Source organism: Enterobacter sp. BIDMC109 (assembly GCF_001037885.1).
GTDB lineage: Bacteria > Pseudomonadota > Gammaproteobacteria > Enterobacterales > Enterobacteriaceae > Enterobacter > Enterobacter hormaechei_C.
In genome coordinates, this window is sequence record NZ_KQ090002.1 from 1,903,328 (window position 1) to 1,926,723 (window position 23,396).

14 protein-coding genes and 2 tRNA genes are annotated in these 23,396 nt (G+C 57.7%); 10 read left to right on the top strand and 6 right to left on the bottom strand.

Features of this window, described 5'->3' with window-relative positions; genetic code table 11:
* Positions 1-5: 5 nt before the first annotated feature.
* The 3 genes from nirB (at position 6) to SK62_RS09100 (ending at position 8,059) form a co-directional block, all read left to right on the top strand.
* On the top strand, positions 6-3,992 hold the full coding sequence (gene nirB, locus SK62_RS09090) for a nitrite reductase large subunit NirB (RefSeq protein WP_072250132.1): 3,987 nt from the start codon (positions 6-8) through the stop codon (positions 3,990-3,992).
* Positions 3,989-6,466, top strand: a complete 2,478-nt coding sequence (locus tag SK62_RS09095) for a nitrate reductase (protein ID WP_045335053.1) — start codon at positions 3,989-3,991, stop codon at positions 6,464-6,466. The genes nirB and SK62_RS09095 overlap by 4 nt, the downstream gene beginning before the upstream one ends.
* Positions 6,467-6,640: 174 nt before the next feature.
* Complete coding sequence (locus SK62_RS09100) at positions 6,641-8,059, top strand: YchO/YchP family invasin (RefSeq protein ID WP_047719487.1); 1,419 nt, start codon at positions 6,641-6,643, stop codon at positions 8,057-8,059.
* Position 8,060: 1 nt separating this feature from the next.
* Here the strand turns inward: SK62_RS09100 and narL are convergent, their stop codons facing one another.
* Positions 8,061-8,711 carry a two-component system response regulator NarL gene (gene narL / locus SK62_RS09105; protein ID WP_047719488.1) on the bottom strand — a complete coding sequence of 217 codons (651 nt, stop codon included), beginning with the start codon at positions 8,709-8,711 and terminating at the stop codon, positions 8,061-8,063.
* Positions 8,704-10,500 carry a nitrate/nitrite two-component system sensor histidine kinase NarX gene (narX, locus tag SK62_RS09110; RefSeq protein ID WP_047719489.1) on the bottom strand — a complete coding sequence of 599 codons (1,797 nt, stop codon included), beginning with the start codon at positions 10,498-10,500 and terminating at the stop codon, positions 8,704-8,706. Before narX ends, narL begins: the two co-directional genes overlap by 8 nt.
* Before the next feature lie 309 nt (positions 10,501-10,809).
* Between narX and SK62_RS09115 the strand changes: the two genes are divergently transcribed.
* From SK62_RS09115 to narI, 5 genes are all read left to right on the top strand, one after another.
* Positions 10,810-12,207: a NarK family nitrate/nitrite MFS transporter gene (locus SK62_RS09115; protein WP_017693303.1), complete on the top strand. Its 1,398-nt coding sequence runs from the start codon at positions 10,810-10,812 to the stop codon at positions 12,205-12,207.
* A gap of 381 nt (positions 12,208-12,588) precedes the next feature.
* On the top strand, positions 12,589-16,332 hold the full coding sequence (locus SK62_RS09120) for a nitrate reductase subunit alpha (protein ID WP_023300281.1): 3,744 nt from the start codon (positions 12,589-12,591) through the stop codon (positions 16,330-16,332).
* Entirely contained in the window at positions 16,329-17,864 is a 1,536-nt protein-coding gene (narH, locus tag SK62_RS09125) for a nitrate reductase subunit beta (RefSeq protein WP_017384243.1), read from the top strand. Before SK62_RS09120 ends, narH begins: the two co-directional genes overlap by 4 nt.
* The gene (gene narJ, locus SK62_RS09130; RefSeq protein ID WP_048249487.1) at positions 17,861-18,571 is read left to right on the top strand and encodes a nitrate reductase molybdenum cofactor assembly chaperone; all 711 of its coding nucleotides are present in this window, start codon (positions 17,861-17,863) and stop codon (positions 18,569-18,571) included. The genes narH and narJ overlap by 4 nt, the downstream gene beginning before the upstream one ends.
* On the top strand, positions 18,571-19,248 hold the full coding sequence (gene narI / locus SK62_RS09135; RefSeq protein ID WP_023303851.1) for a respiratory nitrate reductase subunit gamma: 678 nt from the start codon (positions 18,571-18,573) through the stop codon (positions 19,246-19,248). Before narJ ends, narI begins: the two co-directional genes overlap by 1 nt.
* A 225-nt stretch (positions 19,249-19,473) precedes the next feature.
* Here the strand turns inward: narI and SK62_RS09140 are convergent.
* The 4 genes from SK62_RS09140 to SK62_RS09155 all read right to left on the bottom strand — a co-directional run bounded on the left by SK62_RS09140 (position 19,474) and on the right by SK62_RS09155 (position 21,183).
* A tRNA-Tyr gene (locus SK62_RS09140) sits at positions 19,474-19,558 on the bottom strand.
* A 34-nt stretch (positions 19,559-19,592) separates the two neighbouring features.
* A tRNA-Tyr gene (locus SK62_RS09145) sits at positions 19,593-19,677 on the bottom strand.
* A gap of 157 nt (positions 19,678-19,834) precedes the next feature.
* On the bottom strand, positions 19,835-20,677 hold the full coding sequence (gene purU, locus SK62_RS09150) for a formyltetrahydrofolate deformylase (RefSeq protein WP_003856715.1): 843 nt from the start codon (positions 20,675-20,677) through the stop codon (positions 19,835-19,837).
* Between the two features lie 41 nt (positions 20,678-20,718).
* Positions 20,719-21,183: a YchJ family protein gene (locus SK62_RS09155; RefSeq protein ID WP_023303849.1), complete on the bottom strand. Its 465-nt coding sequence runs from the start codon at positions 21,181-21,183 to the stop codon at positions 20,719-20,721.
* Between the two features lie 113 nt (positions 21,184-21,296).
* On the opposite strand from SK62_RS09155, the gene rssA reads away from it, so the two are divergent.
* Together rssA and rssB are read left to right on the top strand one after the other, a co-directional pair.
* A complete protein-coding gene (gene rssA / locus SK62_RS09160) occupies positions 21,297-22,199 on the top strand; it encodes a patatin-like phospholipase RssA (protein WP_017384239.1) in 903 nt (300 codons plus the stop codon).
* A gap of 89 nt (positions 22,200-22,288) precedes the next feature.
* On the top strand, positions 22,289-23,302 hold the full coding sequence (gene rssB / locus SK62_RS09165) for a two-component system response regulator RssB (protein ID WP_003856721.1): 1,014 nt from the start codon (positions 22,289-22,291) through the stop codon (positions 23,300-23,302).
* Positions 23,303-23,396: the final 94 nt, after the last annotated feature.

Below are 23,396 nucleotides of genomic sequence, written 5' to 3' on the forward strand. Positions count from 1 at the left end.
GCACGATGCGACTGGTCATTATCGGTAATGGTATGGCGGCAGCCCGGCTGATTGCGTCGCTCACCGGGCGTGTTCCCGGTCGTTTCGCTGTCACCGTCATCGGTGACGAGCCGGAGCAGGCGTACAACCGCATCCAGCTTTCGCCGGTGCTGGGTGGCGAAAAGCAGGCGGAGCACATCTGTCTGCACGATGAAGACTGGTACACGGCACGAGGCGTGACGGTGCTGCGAGGAGAAAAGGCGCTCGCAGTAGACGTCAACGCGCGTGAAGTGCATACCTCTGCTCGCACGCTGGGCTGGGATGCGCTGGTGTTTGCCACCGGGTCTACCCCTGTCGTGCCGCCGATCCCCGGGGGCGATGCGCCGCATGTGTTCACCTTTCGCACCCTGGCAGAGACCCGCGCCATCCGGAACCTCTCCGGACCGGCGGTAGTGCTGGGCGGCGGCGTACTCGGCGTGGAGGCCGCGGCAGCGCTGGCGCGCAACGGTGACAACGTCACGCTCGTGCATCGCGGTCCGTGGCTGATGGAACAGCAGCTGGATCAGCAGGCGGGACTGCTGCTGGAAGAGGCGCTGGCGGTGCGGGGCGTACGCTGTGAACTCGCCTCCGGCATCACCGCCATCGCTGACGATGCCGTGACGTTGCTCGACGGACGCCGCATCGCCGCCACGCGCGTGGTGCTGGCCACGGGCGTGCAGCCCAACGTTGCGCTGGCAAAAGCCAGCGGCATTCGCTGCGCGCGCGGCATCGTGGTGGATCAGCAGATGCAAACCTCCGTGCCGGATACCTACGCCATCGGCGAGTGCTGCGAAATTGACGGCCAGACGTTTGGCCTGGTCGCCCCCTGTCTGGCGCAGGCGGATATTCTTGCCGCGCGGCTGGCCGGGGAGGTCACCGCGCCGTTTACCCTGACCGACAACGGCGTGCGCCTTAAGGTGACCGGCGTGGCGCTGTTCAGCCTCGGACGCGCGACGGCGCAGGCGGACGATGTGGTCTGGAGTTCATGGGATCCGCTCACCCGTCACTATCGACGTTTACTGATCCATCAGGGGGCGCTGGCTGGCGTGCTGCTGATGGGTGACTGCCGCAGCGCGGCAACCTTTACCGATTTACTGGCAACGGCTGCGCCCGCCCACGCGGACTGGCTGTTCGATCGTTTCACAACGCAACCGCAGGTTGCAGGACAGAACGCTATGACAAAACCTACTCTGGTGGTGGTTGGGCACGGTATGGTCGGCCATCATTTCCTCGAAGACTGCGTTAACCGCAATTTGCATCAGCAGTATCAGATTATTGTTTTTGGCGAAGAGCGCTATGCCGCCTATGACCGCGTGCATCTGTCGGAATATTTTGGCGGACGCAGCGCGGACTCGCTCTCGCTGGTGGCGGGGGCGTTCTTTGCCGATAACGGCATTGAGCTGCGCCTCTCGCAGCAGATCGTCGCTATCGATCGTGATGCACACGTAGTGCGCACCGCCAGTGGCCATGAGACCCACTGGGACAAACTGGTGCTGGCGACCGGCTCGTACCCGTTCGTCCCGCCCGTTCCGGGCAACGATCTGCCGGGGTGTTTTGTCTACCGCACCCTCGACGATCTGGACAACATTGCGGCCCATGCGGCAGGCTCTCGCCGCGGTGTGGTGATTGGCGGCGGCCTGCTGGGGCTGGAGGCGGCAAATGCGCTTAAGCAGCTCGGGCTGGAAACTCACGTGGTGGAGTTTGCGCCGAACCTGATGGCGGTGCAGCTCGACAGCGACGGCGCGGCAATGTTGCGCAAGAAAATTGAGGCGCTGGGCGTAGGGGTACACACCAGTAAATCGACGACGGAGATTGCCACCGCAGACGACGGGCTGGTGCTGCGCTTTGCCGATGGTGAACAGCTGGAAACGGACATGGTGGTCTTCTCTGCTGGTATTCGTCCGCAGGACGCGCTGGCGCGCAGCAGCGGGCTGGCTGTCGGCGAGCGCGGCGGGATCTGCATTGACGACGGCTGCCGGACCTCGGATCCGGATGTGCTTGCCATCGGTGAATGCGCGCTGTGGGATGGGAAAATCTTTGGCCTGGTGGCACCGGGCTACCAGATGGCGCGCGTGGCCGCCGCTGTGCTGGCGGGTGAGGAGAAGCGCTTCACCGGCGCGGATATGAGTACCAAACTCAAGTTGCTGGGCGTGGATGTGGCGTCGTTTGGCGATGCTCACGGGCGCACGCCGGGTGCGCTGAGCTACCAGTGGACGCACGGGCCGCAGCAAATCTACAAAAAGATTGTGGTCAGCCACGACAGCAAAACCCTGCTGGGTGGCGTGCTGGTGGGCGATGCCAGCGAATACGCCACGCTGGTGCAGATGATGCTCAACGGCATCAGCCTGCCAAAAGAGCCGGAAACGCTGATCTTACCCGTATCGTCAGGCAGCGCGCCGAAAGCGCTGGGCGTGGCGGCGCTGCCGGAAAGCGCGCAGATCTGTTCGTGTCATAACGTCAGCAAAGGGGATATCTGCCAGGCGGTAAGCGCGGGTGCGACGGATATCGGCGCCATTAAGCAGTGCACCAAAGCGGCGACCGGCTGCGGAGGCTGTAGCGCGCTGGTGAAGCAGGTGATGGAGTTCCAGCTTGCAGAGCAGGGCGTGGAGGTGAAAAAGGATATCTGCGAACACTTCCCGTACTCGCGTCAGGAGATTTATCACCTGGTGCGCGTCAACCATATCCGCACCTTCGACCAGCTTATCAGCCGCTACGGTCAGGGACACGGGTGCGAGATCTGTAAGCCGCTGGTGGGATCGGTATTGGCTTCCTGCTGGAACGAGTATCTGCTGAAACCGGCGCATCTGCCGTTGCAGGACACCAACGACCGCTATTTCGCCAATATTCAGAAGGACGGAACCTACTCCATCGTCCCGCGGATGCCTGCGGGTGAAGTGACCGCCGACGGGCTGATCGCCATCGGCCAGATCGCGAAACGCTATAGCCTTTACAGCAAAATTACCGGCGGGCAGCGTATTGACCTGTTTGGCGCCACGCTCGAACAGTTGCCGGAAATCTGGCAGGCGCTGGTAGAGGCCGGGTTTGAGACCGGACATGCTTACGGGAAATCCCTGCGCACGGTGAAATCATGCGTCGGGTCGACCTGGTGCCGCTACGGCGTGCAGGATTCCACCGGCCTCGCGGTCAGGCTGGAGCACCGCTACAAGGGGCTGCGCGCGCCGCACAAAATCAAAATGGCGGTCTCCGGCTGTACCCGTGAGTGCGCAGAGGCGCAGAGCAAAGACGTAGGGGTGATTGCCACGGACAAAGGCTGGAACCTCTATCTGTGCGGCAACGGCGGGATGAAGCCGCGCCACGCGGATCTCTTCGCCAGCGATCTGGACGACGAAACGCTGATCCGCACCGTTGACCGTTTCCTGATGTTCTACATTCGCACGGCAGATCGTCTGCAACGCACCAGTACCTGGATGGATAACCTGGAAGGCGGCCTCGACTATCTGCGCGAGGTGATCCTCAACGACAGCCTGGGGATCGCCCACGAGCTGGAGCAGGAGATAGCCCGGGTGGTGGAGACCTACCAGTGCGAATGGCAAACCACCCTTAACGATCCTGACCGCCTGGCGCTGTTCCGCACCGCGGTAAACGTCCCCGCCGCGGAGGGGAACAAGCGCTGGCAGGAAATTTGTAATATCGACGAGATCCCGGAGCAGGCGGGCATTGGCGCGCATCTTGGGCGCAAACCGATTGCGCTGTTCCGCTTTGGCAAAACCGTTTATGCCCTCGACGATCGGGAGCCGGGCAGCCGCGCGAACGTGCTTTCACGCGGCATCCTCGGCGATGCGGCGGGGGAACCGGTGGTGATCTCGCCGCTCTACAAGCAACGTATTCGTCTGCGCGACGGGTGTCAGGCTGAGAGCGGGGCGCCTGCGGTGCGTGCCTGGCCGGTAAAAATCGAAAACGGCAAGGTGTGGGTTGGAAATGAAGAGCTGGTGATGCGCGCGGAGGCCTCATGACGGAAACCCGGACAACGTGCCCTTACTGCGGGGTGGGCTGCGGCGTGGTCGCCAGCGCAGACGGTGAAAAGGTGAGCATTCGGGGGGATGAAACTCATCCGGCGAATTTCGGTCGTCTGTGCGTAAAAGGATCCGCCCTTGGGGAAACCACGGGGCTACAGGGACGACTGCTGCGCCCGGTTGTCGATGGCCGGGAGGTGGCATGGCCGCAGGCGCTGGGCGAAGCGGGCGAGCGGCTGCGGAACATTATCAACGAATGGGGGCCGCAGGCGGTGGCGTTTTATGCCTCCGGCCAGCTGTTGACCGAGGATTACTATGCCGCCAACAAGCTGATGAAAGGCTTTATCGGGGCGGCGAACATTGATACCAACTCGCGGCTGTGCATGTCATCGGCGGTGGTGGGCTACAAACGCGCCTTCGGTGAAGACGTGGTGCCGTGCAGCTACGAGGACGTGGAAAACAGCGATCTGGTGGTACTCGTTGGCTCGAACGCGGCCTGGACGCATCCGGTGCTGTATCAGCGGCTGGTGCAGGCAAAACACAACAATCCGCAGATGAAAGTGGTCGTGATCGATCCGCGTAAAACCGCCACCTGCGATATCGCCGATCTCCACCTCGCGCTCAGACCCGGCAGTGACGCCGGGCTGTTTGTGGGGTTGCTCAATCTGATTCAGGGGCGCGGCGAGTGGACGATCCCTCGCGTGGCGGCGTTTTGCGATCTGCCTTCAGACGAGATTGGCACCTTCTACGACTGGTTTGTCACCGCGCCACGCGCGATCACGCTCTACACCATGGGGATCAACCAGTCCTCCAGCGGCAGCGACAAGTGCAACGCCATCATTAACGTGCATCTTGCCAGCGGGAAGTTTAACCGTCCTGGCTGCGGCTCGTTTTCGCTGACCGGACAGCCAAATGCCATGGGCGGGCGGGAAGTGGGGGGACTGGCGAATCAGCTGGCGGCGCACATGAACTTCGAGCCGGACGATCTCTCGCGCGTGGCGCGTTTCTGGGGAACGGAACGGCTGGCGCAGACCCCGGGCCTGATGGCGGTGGAACTGTTTGACGCCATTGCCCGCGGCGAGGTGAAGGCGGTGTGGATCATGGGTACCAACCCTGCCGTGTCACTTCCCGACAGCCACGCGGTGTGCCAGGCGCTGGCGGCCTGCCCGCTGGTCATGATATCTGAGGTGATGCAGGAGACGGACACCAGCCGGTTTGCCCATATCCGTTTTCCCGCCCTGGGCTGGGGCGAGAAAAACGGCACGGTGACCAATTCTGAACGCCGTATCTCCCGCCAGCGCGCCTTTCTGCCTGCGCCGGGCGAGGCCAGACCGGACTGGTGGATCATCGCCCGGATCGCAGACCAGCTCGGTTATGGCGATGCCTTCGCCTGGGAACACCCTCAGGAGATATTTTGTGAACATGCGGCGCTGACGGCGTTTGAAAATAACGGCGAACGGGCGCTAAACCTGCGCGAACTGGCGTCGCTGTCGCGAGAGGCGTGGGACGAGCTGGCGCCGTATCAGTGGCATGCCGGTGATTTCCCGCAAAGAACGCTTGTTCCGGTTGACCCCTCCCCGCATGGGGCAGGCGTCGACGAATTGTACCCCTTGATACTGAATACCGGGCGGATCCGCGATCAGTGGCACACCATGACGCGCACGGGGTATGTTCCGCGTCTGATGCAGCATATCGATGAGCCTTTTGTTGAGATGAACGCAACCGATGCGGCGCGCGCCGGGCTGACTGACGGCCAGCTGGCGCGGGTAAGCTCCCCGCGCGGAGTGATGGTTGCCAGAGTACGTATCTCCACCGCGCAGCGTGCAGGCGAGCTGTTTGCGCCGATGCACTGGAACGCACAATTTGCCCGGCAGGGTAAGGTCAATGCGCTGGTGGAAGGGCGGGTTGATGCCGGGTCCGGCCAGCCGGAGAGTAAACAAACCGCGGTGAGGATCATGCCCTGGCTACCCGCCTGGCAGGGTGAACTGTATGCCCGCGAGCTGCCAGCGCTGCCGCCGTCGGTCTGCTGGTGGCGTAAAGCCTCACGTCTGACGGTGGCGGGGGAGCAGCCGTTGCTGTCGTGGATCATGGCGTACGCCAGCGGTCGGGGCTGGCAGTTACAGGTGGCACAGACGGGAGAACGCAGCAGCGTGCTCGCCTGGCATCACGGTGAGCTGATGCTGGGCTACTGGGAGGGCCATACGCTGCCGGCGCTGGCGCATGCGTTTATTGAAGAAGCCTTTGCTGCTGCGCCCGTCCAACTTGCTGAACGCCATGCGCTGCTGCACGGGCAACGGCCGGACGAAGATGCCGATCCCGGGCGAATTATCTGTAGCTGCTTCAGCGTGGGTGAAAATACGATACGTAAGGCAATAGCCGGAGGCTGTGATTCTGCCCCAGCGCTGGGCGTGAAGCTGCGCTGCGGCACGAACTGTGGTTCCTGCGTGCCGGAGCTGAAAGCGCTGTTGGGATAATAGTGAAAGGGCGTCGGGTGGCGGCTTCGCACCGGTACGAATTTGTAGGTCGGGTAAGGCGAAGCCGCCACCCGACAAATCTTTTCAGGATATTCCTGAAATTTCTCTTAAGACTGGTTTTCAGGGCTTATGGCGTTAACATAATAAGTGTTTGTTCATAAACACAGGTTCTGATTGACGACGTTGAAGGTTGTATCGTCCCGCATCCGTTTTTTGCTGTTACTCCCCCTTTTTACGGCTGGAGCCGTTCATGGTGCGCCGAAATCCTTCGTGCAGCAGGCGCAAAATCCGTTTGATAACAACGGCGATAGTCTGCCGGATCTCGGCATGGCGCAACCGACCAGCGAAGGCGAAAAGCATCTGGCTGAAATGGCTAAGGCCTTCGGTGAAGCCAGTATGACCGATAACGGCCTGACGGCCGGGCAGCAGGCGCGACAGTTCGCGTTTGGCAAGGTGCGGGATGCCGTGAGCGGGGAAGTCAACGAGCAGATTGAATCCTGGCTTTCACCCTGGGGAAACGCCAACGTCAATGTGCTGGTGGATGACGACGGCAACTTTAACGGCAGCAGCGGAAGCTGGTTTATCCCCTGGAACGACAATACCCGCTATCTGAGCTGGAGCCAGCTTGGGCTGACGCAGCAGACAGACGGGCTGGTGAGTAACGTCGGGGCAGGTCAGCGCTGGGTTGCCGGAAACTGGCTGCTGGGCTACAACACTTTTTACGACAACCTGCTGGAAGACAACCTGCAACGTGCCGGGCTGGGCGCAGAGGCGTGGGGTGAAAACCTGCGCCTGTCGGCCAATTACTACCAGCCGTTCGCTGGCTGGCAGCCGCGTTCCGACATCCGCGAGCAGCGCATGGCGCGCGGATACGACGTAACGGCCAAAGCCTGGCTTCCCTGGTTTCACCACCTGAACACCAGCGTCAGCTTTGAACAGTATTTTGGCGATAACGTCGATCTGTTTAACAGCGGTACGGGGTATCACAACCCGGTTGCGGTCAACCTGGGGCTGAACTATACCCCCGTACCGCTGGTCACCCTGACCGCTGCCCATAAGCAGGGGGAGAGCGGCGTTAGCCAGAATAACCTCGGGCTGAAGCTCAACTATCGTTTTGGCGTGCCGCTGGCGAAACAGCTTTCCGCCGGGGAAGTGGCGGCGACGCGCTCGCTGCGGGGCAGCCGCTATGATTCACCCGATCGCGATAATCTGCCCGTGATGGAATTCCGTCAGCGCAAAACCCTCTCGGTATATCTGGCCACGCCGCCGTGGGATCTTAAGCCAGGCGAAACGGTGATGCTGAAGCTGCAAATTCGCAGCACGCACGGTATCCGGCAGATCCACTGGCTGGGTGATACCCAGGCGCTCAGCCTGACCTCACCGGCAAACGGCAACAGCAGCGATGGCTGGAGTGTGATCATGCCTGTATGGGATGATTCAGAAGGGGCGAAAAACGCATGGCGGCTTACGGCCGTGGTGGAAGATAAGGATGGGCAGCGTGTCTCCTCCAATGAGATCACGCTTTCCGTGGTGCAACCGCTCGTCGCAATGCCTGCCGACGATCCACGGTGGAAGTTGCTGCCGGATGAGTAAGTTAAAAAATGCGCTCCTGATGCACCCAGACGGCGGCTTCGACGCGGGATTTTAACTTCATTTTTTTCAGCATGTGTTTGACATGCACTTTGTCCGTGCTCTCGGTGATGTCCAGACGGCGGGCGATCATTTTGTTCGGCAGCCCCTGGGCAATCAGCTTCAGAATGTCACGCTCACGCGGGGTCAACTGGCTGACGTCACGATCAGACGTGGCGCGGTTCGCACGCAGGCTGGCGGCCAGTACCGGCGTTAACGCTTCACTCAGCACCATCTCGCCTGCGGCAGCCTGTTGCAGCGCCTTGAGCAGATCTTCCGGCTCCATATCTTTCAGCAGATAGCCGTCTGCCCCTCGCTTGAGGGCGGTGACCACGTCTTCTTCATGGTTTGAGACGCTGAAGACCACCACCCGGCCAGAGAGGGATTTCTCCCGCAGCTTGTCGAGGGTTTCCAGGCCATTCATGCCCGGCATGTTGAGATCGAGCAAGATCAAATCAGGATCGAGCGATTCGGCAAGTTCAATACCCTGTTCGCCGTTACTGGCTTCCCCGACGACGGTGATATCTGGCGCCATGCTGACAAGCTGTTTAACGCCAGTGCGCAGCATCGGATGATCGTCAATCAACAGGATAGATGCCGGTTCCTGATTAGTCATGGTTTTCTCCTTGAGCAGTTATGAGGGGCTTTTCGGGTATAAAGGTGACCACAACTTCGGTGCCACCTGACTCTCCCCGGCGAACCTGGCAATCACCGCGCAGGCTTTGCGCGCGGTCTCGCATGATAATTAAACCATAATGGTTCGTTCGTTCGGCATTTTCCGGCACGCCGCGGCCGTTATCCTGAACCCTGAGCTTCACCTGATTATCCTGGCAGCTGACGGTGACCGTGACGGCCGTCGCCTCGGCATGCTTGAGCACGTTGCTCAGGGCTTCACGGGCAATTTGCAGCAAATGGATCGCCTGGTGAGAGGGAACAAAACGCGGTGGCAACTGGTAATCCAGTTTCACCGGGAAGCCCAGCCGGGCACTAAACTCCTGACAGCTGGACTCCAGCGCAGGGCGCAGCCCCGGCTCGGTGAGCTGCAAACGGAAGGTGGTCAGCAGCTCGCGAAGCTGAACCCACGAGGTGTTAAGCTCGTTGCGGATCTGGCTGAGCAGCTGTTTGCTGCTCTCGGGCATGCCTTCGTCCTGCATTTGCAGGCAGCTCACCTGCATCTTCATGCAGGAGAGGGACTGGGCGATGGAGTCGTGCAGCTCGCGGGCGATGGTGGCACGCTCCTCCATCACGATCAGCTGCTGCTGTTTCTCCTGGTGGCGGTCGAGCGCCAGCGTGGCCGTGAGCTGCTCAACAAGCGTATCGACCAGCTGCTGCTGGTCGTGGCTCAGGTGACGTCCGGCGGGCAGGGTGGCCAGCAAAATACCGTACTGGGTATGGCTGTCCATCAGCCGCCACTTGAGGGTCGTGCCGCTGGTGGTAAGCGGCGGCAAGCCGCGCGGGCACAGATGACACCCTTTATCGTCGCAGGAGATGTCCGACTGACAGGTAAATTCCTGATGGTTTTCCTCATCTTCAACGTCGTAAACCCGAAGCTCAAGATCGCGGAGCAGAGTCAGATTTTGCAGGCCGTTCAGTACCGGCGAGAGACGTTCGCAAAGCGGGACCTGCATATGCAGGCGACGGTTCGCCTGCCAGAGGAAAGAGAGGATCTCGTTTTTCTGCTCAAGCCCGGCGGTTTTCTCCTGGACGCGTTGTTCCAGTACCGCGTAGCTTTCTGATAGCTCTGCCGACATGGTGTTGAGCGCCTCGCCTAGCATCGCCATTTCGTTGCGCCCGCTGATGTGCGTGCGCTGGGTAAAATCGCGCTGTGTGACGGCGCGGGCCATCGCCAGGAGCTGTTTCCAGGGGTTAAGCAACCGCGCGCGCAGCCAGATAACCGTGAAAATCAGCAGCAAACCCATAAACAGCGCCATTGCGCGGTGAACCATCACCACACGGTCAATGCGTAACTCTGTGGTGCGATCGAATGAGGAGACAAGATGATCGATGCGTGACACAAACCCGGCGACGTCCCGGGCGACCGTTTCCCGGTCTTCCGCCCGCTTTAACCCAGGCTCCAGCTGGGTATGCCAGTAGCCCTGAAGCGCCTTAAGCTGAGATTGCTGACCGTCACGGATGGCGGCTCTTTCCAGTTCAGGGCTGAATGCGGTAAGCTCCATTTCGTCGATAAGCGGTTGGTCAGCCTGCGTCAGCGGCACCGACGCCAGCAGCCGGTAACTCTGCATACGTAGCGAGCCTGCCTCGTTGATGGCATGCGCGTTACCCTGTACACCCTGTACCAGCCAGCCAGAAATAGCCATGCCGGTCACACCGATAGCGGTGGACAGCAGAACAATAAGCGCCAGCTGGTTAACCAGCGTCAGCGGAGATAAACATCTTTCTAACATAGAGTTGCCGGGCTCCTGACGTGACCTGATTGCAGGAATGGCGCTATTCTGGTGCATACCCTGGAGTATACCCATACCAATAAAGGATTACCTCTAAATTGCCAGAGGGGTAACGGTTAGTGGGTGGACGAAGCAGGGATGCGTCAGCACCGTGAAAAACCACACCTTTTTTACGTTTTGCATCTACTCATTAAGTGTGATGGCTTTTTTTTCGCCGCAAAACCTCCCACTTTTCCTTTGATTTATATCAACTTACCGCCGCTCTAAAGCCCTAATGTTTGCAGCATCATTCGAGAATCAGAGGTGTCTATGAGTCACTCTTCCGCTCCCGAAAGGGAAACTGGTGCCGTTATTACAGACTGGCGTCCAGAGGATCCGGCGTTCTGGCAACAGCGCGGCCACCGTGTAGCAAGTCGTAATCTGTGGATTTCCGTTCCATGTCTGTTACTGGCGTTTTGCGTCTGGATGTTGTTTAGTGCGGTTGCGGTTAACCTGCCAAAAGTGGGCTTTACCTTTACCACCGATCAGCTGTTTATGTTGACCGCGTTGCCGTCGCTTTCAGGCGCACTGCTGCGCGTTCCTTACGCGTTTATGGTGCCGGTCTTTGGCGGTCGTCGCTGGACGGCTTTCAGTACCGGGATCATGATCGTGCCGTGCGTGTGGCTCGGTTTTGCGGTGCAGGATACCTCCACACCGTTTAGCGTATTCGTGATTATCTCTCTGCTGTGCGGTTTTGCGGGGGCGAACTTTGCGTCCAGTATGGCAAACATCAGCTTCTTCTTCCCGAAAGCGAAGCAGGGTGGTGCGCTGGGCATTAACGGCGGCCTCGGTAATATGGGCGTGAGCGTGATGCAGCTGATTGCCCCGCTGGCGATCTCTGTCTCCATCTTTGCGGCCTTTGGCGGCGGCGGTGTGACGCAGCCCGACGGTTCCGTGCTGTTCCTGCAAAACGCCTCCTGGATTTGGGTACCGTTCCTGGTGGTCTTTACCCTGGCTGCGTGGTTCTTCATGAACGATCTGTCCGCGTCCAAAGCGTCACTGAGCGAGCAGCTGCCAGTGCTGAAGCGTGGCCACCTGTGGGTGATGGCGCTGCTGTATCTGGCGACCTTCGGCTCGTTCATCGGTTTCTCCGCAGGTTTTGCCATGCTGTCTAAAACCCAGTTCCCGGACGTGCAGATCCTTCAGTTTGCCTTCTTCGGTCCGTTTATCGGCGCGCTGGCACGTTCGCTGGGCGGGATGATCTCCGACCGTCTGGGGGGAACGCGCGTTACGCTGGTGAACTTTGTTGTGATGGCCATCTTCTGTGCGCTGCTGTTCCTGACGCTGCCTGCGGGTGGTGAGGGGGGTAACTTCTTTGCCTTCTTCGGCGTATTCATGGTGCTGTTCCTGACCGCCGGGCTGGGCAGTGCGTCTACTTTCCAGATGATCTCTGTCATCTTCCGCAAGCTGACCATGGACCGCGTCAAAGCGCAGGGTGGGAGCGACGAGCAGGCAATGCGTGAAGCCGCCACCGATACCGCTGCGGCGCTTGGGTTTATCTCTGCGATTGGCGCGATTGGCGGCTTCTTTATTCCAAAAGCGTTCGGCATCTCACTGGATCTGACCGGCTCTCCGGCGGGTGCGATGAAAATATTCCTCGTCTTCTATATCGCCTGCGTGGTCATCACCTGGCTGGTATATGGCCGTAATACCAAGAAAAACAAGTAAGCTTGATTATCCGTTTGCGCGGACTGAGTGCCGCGCTTTTTTTAATCGCTAAATAGTTACAACATACTAATAGCTTTTCCTGTGGTCATACGCAGGTAACGCTGTGATCGCCATCGCTTTACAGGTGTTTCTACCCCTTAATACCTAAGATGTTAAATTTTGCCTCGCTTATTGTACGATAAATAAAATATATCCATATAAATCATAAAGTTAAAAAATATTAACGGCTACCGCTTTGGTGGTATTTGATCTAATACCCCCCCTCAGAGTCCCCCTTCGTCTTGATCGTTATCAATTCTCACCATCTTTCATAGCGTTACCTTCGCTGCAAATCAGCAATGTCGATTTAGAGAGCCACAGGCTCCACACAGGAGATACCCGATGAGCAAATTTTTGGACCGGTTTCGCTACTTCAAACAGAAGGGTGAAACTTTTGCCGATGGGCACGGCCAAGTTCTGGATACCAACCGGGACTGGGAAGATGGTTACCGTCAACGCTGGCAGCATGACAAAGTTGTCCGTTCTACCCACGGCGTAAACTGCACTGGCTCATGTAGCTGGAAGATTTTCGTTAAAAACGGTCTGGTGACCTGGGAAATGCAGCAGACCGATTATCCGCGTACCCGTCCGGATATGCCGAACCACGAGCCGCGCGGCTGCCCGCGTGGGGCCAGCTACTCCTGGTATCTCTACAGCGCCAACCGTCTGAAATACCCGCTGATGCGTAAACGCCTGATGAAAATGTGGCGTGAAGCGAAAGTGCAGCACAGCGATCCGGTTGATGCCTGGGCCTCCATTATTGAAGATGCCGACAAAGCGAAAAGCTTCAAGCAGGCGCGTGGTCGCGGTGGTTTCGTTCGTTCTTCCTGGAAAGAGGTGAACGAGCTGATTGCGGCTTCCAACGTCTACACCGTGAAAACCTACGGTCCTGACCGTGTGGCAGGCTTCTCGCCAATCCCGGCGATGTCGATGGTCTCTTACGCCTCCGGCGCGCGCTACCTGTCACTCATCGGTGGTACCTGCCTGAGCTTCTACGACTGGTACTGCGACCTGCCGCCAGCGTCGCCTCAGACCTGGGGTGAGCAGACCGACGTGCCGGAGTCCGCCGACTGGTATAACTCCAGCTACATCATCGCCTGGGGCTCTAACGTTCCGCAGACCCGTACCCCGGATGCGCACTTCTTTACCGAAGTACGTTACAAAGGGACCAAAACCGTCGCCGTGACCCCGGACTACGCCGAAATCGCCAAACTGTGCGACCTGTGGCTGGCGCCGAAACAGGGTACCGATGCCGCAATGGCGCTGGCGATGGGCCACGTCATGCTGCGTGAATTCCACCTCGACAAGCCAAGCCAGTATTTCACCGATTACGTGCGTCGCTACACCGACATGCCAATGCTGGTGATGCTCGAAGAGCGTGACGGCTATTACGCCGCAGGCCGTATGCTGCGTGCCGCGGATCTGGTGGACGCGCTGGGTCAGGAAAACAACCCGGAGTGGAAAACGGTCGCCTGCAACAGCAACGGCGAGCTGGTGGCGCCAAACGGTTCTATCGGCTTCCGCTGGGGCGAAAAAGGCAAATGGAACCTGGAGCAGCGTAACGGCACCACGGGTGAAGAGACGGAGCTGCGTCTCAGCATGCTGGGCAGCCAGGATGAGATCGCCGATGTCGGCTTCCCGTACTTTGGTGGTGAAGGTTCCGAGCACTTCAACAAGGTTGAGTTGCAAAACGTTCTGATGCACAAGCTGCCGGTGAAGCGCCTGCAACTGGCGGACGGTTCTACTGCTCTGGTCACTACCGTCTACGATCTGACCATGGCGAACTACGGCCTGGAGCGCGGCCTGAACGACGAAAACTGCGCGACCAGCTATGATGACGTGAAGGCTTATACCCCAGCCTGGGCGGAGCAGATCACCGGTGTGCCACGCGCCCAGATCACCCGTATCGCCCGCGAATTTGCGGAAAACGCCGACAAAACCCACGGTCGCTCCATGATCATCGTCGGTGCCGGTCTGAACCACTGGTATCACCTCGATATGAACTATCGCGGCCTGATCAACATGCTGATCTTCTGCGGCTGCGTCGGGCAGAGCGGCGGCGGCTGGGCGCACTACGTGGGCCAGGAAAAACTGCGTCCGCAGACCGGCTGGCAACCGCTGGCGTTTGCCCTTGACTGGCAGCGTCCGGCTCGTCACATGAACAGCACCTCCTACTTCTATAACCACTCCAGCCAGTGGCGCTACGAGACGGTTACCGCCCAGGAACTGCTGTCGCCGATGGCGGATAAATCCCGCTACAGCGGCCACCTGATTGACTTCAACGTGCGTGCTGAACGCATGGGCTGGCTACCGTCTGCGCCGCAGCTGGGTACGAACCCGCTGCGTATTGCGGAAGCGGCGAAGAAAGCGGGCATGTCACCGGTGGACTACACCGTTAAATCCCTCAAAGACGGCTCAATCCGCTTCGCGGCAGAACAGCCGGAGAACGGTAAAAACCATCCACGTAACCTGTTCATCTGGCGCTCTAACCTGCTGGGTTCGTCCGGTAAAGGTCACGAGTACATGCTGAAATACCTGCTCGGTACCGAAAACGGTATTCAGGGTAAAGATCTCGGCAAGCAGGGCGGCGTGAAGCCGGAAGAAGTGGAGTGGAAAGACAACGGTCTCGACGGCAAGTTGGATCTGGTGGTGACGCTGGACTTCCGTCTGTCCAGTACCTGCCTGTACTCCGACATCGTGCTGCCCACTGCCACCTGGTACGAAAAAGACGACATGAATACGTCGGATATGCATCCGTTTATTCATCCGCTGTCTGCGGCCGTTGACCCGGCGTGGGAATCAAAAAGCGACTGGGAAATTTACAAAGACATCGCGAAGAAATTCTCTGAAGTCTGTGTAGGGCACCTGGGCAAAGAGACCGACGTGGTGACGCTGCCAATCCAGCACGACTCCGCTGCCGAACTGGCGCAGCCGCTGGACGTGAAGGACTGGAAAAAAGGCGAGTGCGACCTGATCCCGGGCGTAACCGCGCCGCACATTATTCCGGTTGAACGTGATTACCCGGCAACTTACGAACGCTTTACCTCTATCGGCCCGCTGATGGAGAAGATCGGTAACGGCGGTAAAGGCATCGCCTGGAACACCCAGAGCGAAATGGATCTGCTGCGCAAGCTCAATTACACCAAAGCAGACGGCCCGGCGAAAGGCCAGCCGATGCTGAACACGGCAATTGATGCGGCAGAGATGATCCTGACCCTGGCCCCGGAAACCAACGGCCACGTGGCGGTGAAAGCCTGGGCGGCCCTGAGCGAGTTTACCGGTCGTGACCACACGCACCTGGCGAAGAATAAAGAGGAAGAGAAAATCCGCTTCCGCGATATTCAGGCCCAGCCGCGCAAGATTATCTCCAGCCCGACCTGGTCTGGCCTCGAAGATGAACATGTGTCCTATAACGCCGGATACACCAACGTTCACGAGCTGATCCCATGGCGCACGCTTTCTGGCCGTCAGTCTCTGTATCAGGATCACCAGTGGATGCGTGACTTCGGTGAAAGCCTGCTGGTTTACCGTCCGCCAATCGACACCCGCTCCGTGAAAGCGGTGATGGGCGCGAAATCGAACGGTAACCCTGAGAAGGCGCTGAACTTCCTGACGCCGCACCAGAAGTGGGGTATCCACTCCACCTACAGCGACAACCTGCTGATGCTGACGCTGTCGCGCGGGGGGCCAATCGTCTGGATGAGCGAAGCGGACGCCAAAGATCTGGGTATCGAAGATAACGACTGGATCGAAGTGTTCAACAGCAACGGCGCCCTGACGGCACGTGCGGTGGTGAGCCAGCGTGTACCGGCCGGGATGACCATGATGTACCACGCGCAGGAACGTATCGTTAACCTGCCGGGGTCTGAGATCACCGAGCAGCGCGGCGGTATTCACAACTCCGTGACCCGTATTACGCCGAAGCCGACCCACATGATCGGTGGTTATGCCCAGTTGGCCTACGGCTTTAACTACTACGGCACCGTAGGATCGAACCGCGATGAGTTCGTGGTGGTACGTAAGATGAAGAATATTAACTGGTTAGATGGCGAAGGTAATGACCAGGTACAGGAGAGCGTAAAATGAAAATTCGTTCACAAGTCGGCATGGTGCTGAATCTGGATAAATGCATCGGCTGTCATACCTGCTCAGTCACCTGTAAAAACGTCTGGACCAGCCGTGAAGGTATGGAGTACGCCTGGTTCAACAACGTGGAAAGTAAGCCGGGCACCGGCTTCCCGACCGACTGGGAAAACCAGGAGAAGTGGAAGGGCGGCTGGATCCGTAAAATCAACGGCAAACTGCAACCGCGCATGGGTAACCGTGCCATGCTGCTGGGTAAAATCTTCGCTAACCCGCATCTGCCGGGCATTGATGATTACTACGAGCCGTTTGATTACGACTACCAGAACCTGCACAACGCGCCGGAAAGCAAACACCAGCCGATCGCCCGTCCTCGCTCGCTGATCACCGGCCAGCGCATGGACAAAATTACCAGCGGTCCAAACTGGGAAGAGATTCTGGGCGGCGAGTTCGAAAAACGCGCCAAAGACCAGAACTTCGAGAACATGCAGAAGGCGATGTACGGCCAGTTCGAAAACACCTTCATGATGTACCTGCCGCGCCTGTGCGAACACTGCCTTAACCCGGCGTGCGTGGCGACCTGCCCAAGCGGCGCCATCTACAAGCGTGAAGAAGATGGCATTGTGCTGATCGACCAGGACAAGTGCCGCGGCTGGCGTATGTGCATCACCGGCTGCCCGTACAAAAAAATCTACTTCAACTGGAAGAGCGGTAAGTCTGAGAAGTGCATCTTCTGCTACCCGCGTATCGAAGCCGGTATGCCGACCGTCTGCTCAGAAAGCTGCGTAGGTCGTATCCGCTACCTCGGCGTGCTGCTGTACGACGCGGACGCGATTGAAAATGCCGCAAGCACCGAGAACGAGAAAGATCTGTATCAGCGTCAGCTGGACGTCTTCCTCGATCCAAACGATCCGAAGGTTATTGAGCAGGCGCTGAAAGACGGTATTCCGCAGAGCGTGATTGACGCCGCACAGCAGTCCCCGGTGTACAAAATGGCGATGGACTGGAAGCTGGCCCTGCCGCTGCACCCGGAATACCGCACGCTGCCGATGGTCTGGTACGTGCCGCCGCTGTCTCCGATTCAGTCTGCGGCGGACGCGGGTGAACTGGGCAGCAACGGCATTCTGCCGGACGTGGAAAGCCTGCGTATCCCGGTTCAGTATCTGGCCAACCTGCTCACCGCAGGGGATACCCAGCCGGTACTGCTGGCGCTGAAACGTATGCTGGCGATGCGTCACTTCAAACGTGCGGAAACCGTTGACGGCGTTAACGATACCCGCGCGCTGGAGGAGGTTGGTCTGACCGAGGCGCAGGCGCAGGAGATGTACCGCTATCTGGCAATCGCTAACTACGAAGATCGTTTCGTGGTGCCGAGCAGCCACCGTGAACTGGCTCGCGAGGCCTTCCCGGAGAAAAGTGGGTGTGGCTTTACGTTTGGCGACGGTTGCCACGGGTCAGACAGCAAATTCAACCTGTTCAACAGCCGCCGCATTGACGCGATGGATGTGACCAGCAAAACGGAGCCGCACCAATGATTGAACTCGTCATTGTTTCGCGTCTGCTCGAGTACCCTGATGCTGCACTTGTGCAGCATCAACAGGAACTCTTTGATGCACTCGCGTCATCTGAAAACCTGGATAAAGAGGATGCCCAGAAGCTGGGCATTTTCCTCCGCGATCTGCTGGCACACGATCTTCTTGATGCGCAGGCGGACTACAGCCATCTGTTTGACCGGGGCCGTGCCACGTCTCTGCTGCTGTTCGAACACGTTCACGGTGAATCCCGCGACCGTGGTCAGGCGATGGTGGATCTGATGGCCCAGTACGAGCAGCACGGTTTGCAACTCGACAGCCGCGAGCTGCCGGATCACCTGCCGCTGTATCTGGAATATCTGGCACAGTTGCCGAAAGAGGAAGCGCTGGGCGGGTTACAGGACATTGCTCCCATTCTGGCGTTGCTCGGCGCGCGTCTCCAGCAACGTGAGAGCAGCTATGCAGTCCTGTTCGACCTGCTGGTGAAACTGGCTAACGCCTCGGTTGACAGTCAAAAAGTGGCGGAAAAAATCGCGGATGAAGCCCGTGACGATACCCCACAAGCACTGGATGCCGTCTGGGAAGAGGAGCAGGTGAAATTCTTTGCTGACCAGAGCTGTGGCGAATCTGAAATCTCCGCGCATCAGCGTCGTTTTGCCGGAGCGGTGGCTCCGCAATATTTGAATATCTCTAACGGAGGACAGCACTAATGCACTTCCTGAATATGTTCTTCTTTGACATTTACCCGTATATCGCGGGCACCGTATTCCTGGTGGGAAGCTGGCTGCGTTATGACTATGGCCAGTACACCTGGCGTGCTGCCTCCAGCCAGATGCTGGATCGTAAAGGGATGAACCTGGCGTCAAACCTGTTCCACATCGGGATTTTGGGGATTTTCGCCGGTCACTTCCTGGGGATGCTGACCCCGCACTGGATGTACGAAGCGTGGCTGCCGATTGACGTGAAGCAGAAGATGGCGATGATTGCCGGCGGCGCCTGCGGCGTGATGACCCTGGTGGGTGGTCTGTTGCTGCTGAAACGCCGTCTGTTCAACCCACGCGTGCGGGCTACCACGACCGGAGCGGACATCCTGATCCTCTCCCTGCTGATGGTGCAGTGTGCGCTTGGTCTGCTGACCATTCCGTTCTCTGCGCAGCATATGGACGGCAGCGAAATGATGAAGCTGGTGGGATGGGCGCAGTCTGTCGTGACCTTCCGCGGGGGCGCTTCTGAGCATCTGGACGGCGTGGCGTTTATCTTCCGCGTTCACCTGGTGCTGGGTATGACCCTGTTTGTGCTGTTCCCGTTCTCTCGCCTGGTGCACATCTGGAGTGCGCCGGTGGAGTACCTGACGCGCAAATATCAGATTGTGCGTGCTCGTCGCTGATTCGCTGTATTAATACAACCCCGCATTTGCGGGGTTTTTTTTGTCCCCGATCCAGCGGGGCGTGCGGATGCCGGGTGGCGGCTGCGCCTTACCCGGCCTACAGACCCTATTTGTAGCCCCGGTAAGCGAAGCGCCACCGTGGAAAACAGGCAGGGAAGGATTACTCCCGGCATCGAGAAATATGGTGCATTGTGCTTGAATGAGTGCTTAAGAATGTGGAAGTGATGGTGGTGGGGGAAGGATTCGAACCTTCGAAGTCGATGACGGCAGATTTACAGTCTGCTCCCTTTGGCCGCTCGGGAACCCCACCAGGGATAATTCATATTTTGAGGTAAAGCTGGAGATGGTGGTGGGGGAAGGATTCGAACCTTCGAAGTCGATGACGGCAGATTTACAGTCTGCTCCCTTTGGCCGCTCGGGAACCCCACCACGGGGTAATACTTTTAACTGGCCTGCTTCCTGTTGGAAGCGGGGCGCATCATATCAAATGAGACGCCCCTGTAAAGCATTCCTTTAGGAAAATGAAGCTGTTTGCCTGCTTTTTATCCGTAAAGGCGTAAAGCTAATCAATTCATTTTCCGAGGGATTAAAGAATAATCGTTCTGTTGCCGTACACAAAGACGCGCTGAGCAAGTACCTGATACAGCGCACGGCTCAGTACATTCTTCTCAACGTCACGGCCAGCACGCATCATATCTTCTGCCGTATAGGTGTGATCCACGTGAATCACGTCCTGCATGATGATTGGACCTTCGTCCAGATTGTCATTCACGTAGTGCGCGGTTGCGCCAATGATCTTCACCCCACGCTCGTATGCCTGGTGATACGGACGCGCGCCAATAAAGGCTGGCAGGAAGGAGTGGTGGATGTTGATAATCTTGTTCGGGAAGCGCGCCACGAAGGATGGCGTCAGCACGCGCATATATTTCGCCAGCACCACGTAGTCCGGGTTATGCGCTTCAATCGCAGCTGCCATCAGGTTGTCGTGCTCTTCACGGGTATGGCCTTCGTGACTGACCAGTTCAAACGGAATGTCGAAACGTTCTACCAGCGTACGCAGCGTCTCGTGGTTGCCAATGACGGCGGCAATTTCGACGTCCAGGCCACCGTAGTTGGCTTTCATCAGCAGATCGCCCAGGCAGTGCGCCTCTTTGGTGACCAGAATGACAATGCGGCGACGGCCCGCCGGGTTCAGCTCGCGCACCGAGCCTTCCGGCAGGGCGCTGTCCAGATCGGCAAGCAGGGTTGTGTCGTTGAAAATGCCTTCCAGTTCGGTACGCATAAAGAAGCGACCGGTACGGTGGTCAACGAACTCGTTGTTCTGCACGATATTCAGTTCATGCTTGTAGCAAATGTTGGTAATTCGTGCGATCAGCCCTTTTTGATCGGGACAGATAGTGCGCAGAACTTTACGTTGTAATGATTGCATCGCCGGGAAATCCTGTTTATGTATTTGCGAAGTCTGAGTTGTCAGGCATTACTGCCGCAACACTTTTTAAATTTTTTTCCTGAACCACAGGGGCAGGGATCGTTACGACCGAATTGCGGACGTGTGCCGTCAATATAATACCATTGCCCGCTGTCCTTTAAGAACCGTGAGCGCTCAATGATGGCGCCGGGTTTGTTTTGTTCGCTAAAGCGGGCGACAAAACTGACATAGCCCTCGTTGGCATCGCGGCCGGGAGCGGCTTCAAAGACGGTGAGGCCCAGCCAGACGGTGTTGGCAAATCCGGCTTCAATCTCTTGGCGAAAATCGGCAGCATGGCAGGACGGATGCCAGGTTTTAATCAGGTAGTCTGCGTTTTTGATCACAAAAGCAGTATACCGCGAGCGCATAAGGTGTGACGGGTCTGGTGCAACCTGCTCGCCAGAAAGATATCGCTGGCAACATAGGCTATACTCCAGAGCGCTACCACAGGGGCAGAGTTGAGACACGATTCTCTTCCTGGAACAAAAAATAAGGCGTTAAACGCTTAAGGTAGCAATATGTTAACTGAGCAGGTGCGTTGACGCTATGTCGGGAATCCAGGGGAAGTAAAACAGGGCTAATGAGAAAGGTAAAAATTGGACTGGCGTTGGGCTCAGGTGCAGCCCGGGGTTGGTCACATATTGGCGTTATCAATACCTTAAACCAAATGGGGATTGACGTTGATATTGTCGCAGGATGTTCAATCGGGTCGCTGGTCGGATCCGCGTACGCCTGCGGTAAGCTCCCGGAGCTTGAAAGCTGGGTGCGCTCCTTCAGTTACTGGGATGTGCTGCGCCTGATGGATCTCTCCTGGCAGCGTGGCGGCCTGCTGCGCGGCGAACGCGTGTTCAATCAGTTTCGTAAGATAATGCCCCTCGCTGACTTCAGCCACTGCCAAATGCCTTTCGGTGCCGTTGCAACCAACCTCAGTACGGGCAGGGAGTTATGGCTCACTGAAGGGGATATTCATCTTGCCGTTCGCGCATCCTGTAGCATGCCGGGGTTAATGGCGCCTGTGCCTCACAACGGCTACTGGCTCGTTGATGGGGGCGTAGTGAATCCTGTACCCATCTCTCTGACCCGCGCCATGGGGGCGGATATCGTTATTGCCGTGGATTTACAGCACGACGCACACCTTATGCAGCAAGATTTGATGCCGGTTAATCTTCAGAGCGATGACGCGGAAGAAGAGAAACTTGCCTGGCATGCGCGATTACGCGGCAGAATAGGGCGCCTGACCGCCCGTCGCGCGGTGACCGCGCCGAACGCCATTGAAATCATGACGACCTCTATTCAAATCCTTGAGAATCGCCTGAAGCGAAACCGTATGGCTGGCGATCCTCCGGATATTCTTATTCAACCCTATTGTCCACAAATCTCTACCCTTGATTTCCACCGGGCTGAGGCCGCCATAGCAGCGGGCTCGTTAGCCGTCGAAAAGAAAATAGATGAATTGTTGCCTTTTGTGCGTACAGCACGTTGAGCACTTTTTTGATTACTTCAGCAAAATCTGACAGGCGATAGTACCAATAGCATGCCACTATTGAGTAACTGTCAGCCAGGGGAGGAACCATGACACAGCCATTGGCCGGAAAACATATTTTGATAGTAGAAGACGAGCCCGTTTTCCGATCGCTACTGGATTCGTGGTTATCCTCACTGGGGGCAACCACGTCCCTTGCCGAAGATGGCGTCGAGGCACTGGAAAAAATGGCCAGCATGGCGCCTGATCTGATGATCTGCGACCTTGAGATGCCGCGCATGGACGGATTAATGCTGGTGGAAAACCTGCGTAATGAAGGTTATCAGACACCGATACTGGTGATCTCGGCCACCGAAAATATGGCGGATATTGCTAAGGCGTTGCGTTTAGGTGTGCAGGATATTCTGCTCAAACCGGTTAAAGATTTGAACCGTCTGCGTGAAACGGTGTTGGCCTGCCTGTATCCCAATATGTTTAATTCCCGGGTGGAAGAAGAAGAACGTCTTTTCCAGGACTGGGATGCTTTAGTCAGTAATCCGCTCGCGGCCGCGAAGCTGCTTCAGGAACTTCAGCCGCCGGTGCAGCAAAATATCTCTCATTGCAGAGTAAATTATCGCCAGTTGGTAGCGGCTGACCAGCCAGGACTGGTGCTGGATATTGCGCCGCTCTCGGATTCCGACCTCGCTTTTTATTGCCTGGATGTTACCCGAGCGGGAGATAACGGCGTTCTGGCGGCCTTATTACTCCGGGCGCTGTTTAATGGATTGCTACAGGAACAATTATCCCATCAGGGGCAACGACTTCCTGAGTTAGGCAGTTTACTAAAACAGGTCAACCAACTTTTTCGCCAGGCCAATTTGCCGGGGCAGTTCCCGCTTCTGGTTGGCTATTATCACAGCGGGTTGAATAACCTTATTCTGGTATCTGCGGGTTTAAATGCCACACTGAATACTGGCGAACACCATATTCAGGTGAGTAACGGCGTGCCGTTGGGTACGCTGGGAAATACTTACCTTAATCAAATTAGCCATCGCTGCACCTCCTGGCAGTGCCAAATTTGGGGTGCCGGAGGGCGGTTACGCTTAATGTTGTCCACGGAGTAAGCAGTCAGATTTTATTTTTCAGATTGCTTTACCTGTGTTTTTGCTGGCAGTGCTACTATCGCTGCAAGTTTCATGCGTATTTGTCTTAATTGAT

What these genes read in the sequence shown, in the direction of transcription:
- nirB (WP_072250132.1), top strand. Translation starts at nt 6, where the DNA reads ATGCGACTGGTCATTATCGGTAATGGTATGGCGGCAGCCCGGCTGATT.
- SK62_RS09095 (WP_045335053.1), top strand. Translation starts at nt 3,989, where the DNA reads ATGACGGAAACCCGGACAACGTGCCCTTACTGCGGGGTGGGCTGCGGC.
- narL (WP_047719488.1), bottom strand. Translation starts at nt 8,711, where the DNA reads ATGACTAATCAGGAACCGGCATCTATCCTGTTGATTGACGATCATCCG.
- narX (WP_047719489.1), bottom strand. Translation starts at nt 10,500, where the DNA reads ATGTTAGAAAGATGTTTATCTCCGCTGACGCTGGTTAACCAGCTGGCG.
- SK62_RS09115 (WP_017693303.1), top strand. Translation starts at nt 10,810, where the DNA reads ATGAGTCACTCTTCCGCTCCCGAAAGGGAAACTGGTGCCGTTATTACA.
- SK62_RS09120 (WP_023300281.1), top strand. Translation starts at nt 12,589, where the DNA reads ATGAGCAAATTTTTGGACCGGTTTCGCTACTTCAAACAGAAGGGTGAA.
- narH (WP_017384243.1), top strand. Translation starts at nt 16,329, where the DNA reads ATGAAAATTCGTTCACAAGTCGGCATGGTGCTGAATCTGGATAAATGC.
- narJ (WP_048249487.1), top strand. Translation starts at nt 17,861, where the DNA reads ATGATTGAACTCGTCATTGTTTCGCGTCTGCTCGAGTACCCTGATGCT.
- narI (WP_023303851.1), top strand. Translation starts at nt 18,571, where the DNA reads ATGCACTTCCTGAATATGTTCTTCTTTGACATTTACCCGTATATCGCG.
- purU (WP_003856715.1), bottom strand. Translation starts at nt 20,677, where the DNA reads ATGCAATCATTACAACGTAAAGTTCTGCGCACTATCTGTCCCGATCAA.
- rssA (WP_017384239.1), top strand. Translation starts at nt 21,297, where the DNA reads ATGAGAAAGGTAAAAATTGGACTGGCGTTGGGCTCAGGTGCAGCCCGG.
- rssB (WP_003856721.1), top strand. Translation starts at nt 22,289, where the DNA reads ATGACACAGCCATTGGCCGGAAAACATATTTTGATAGTAGAAGACGAG.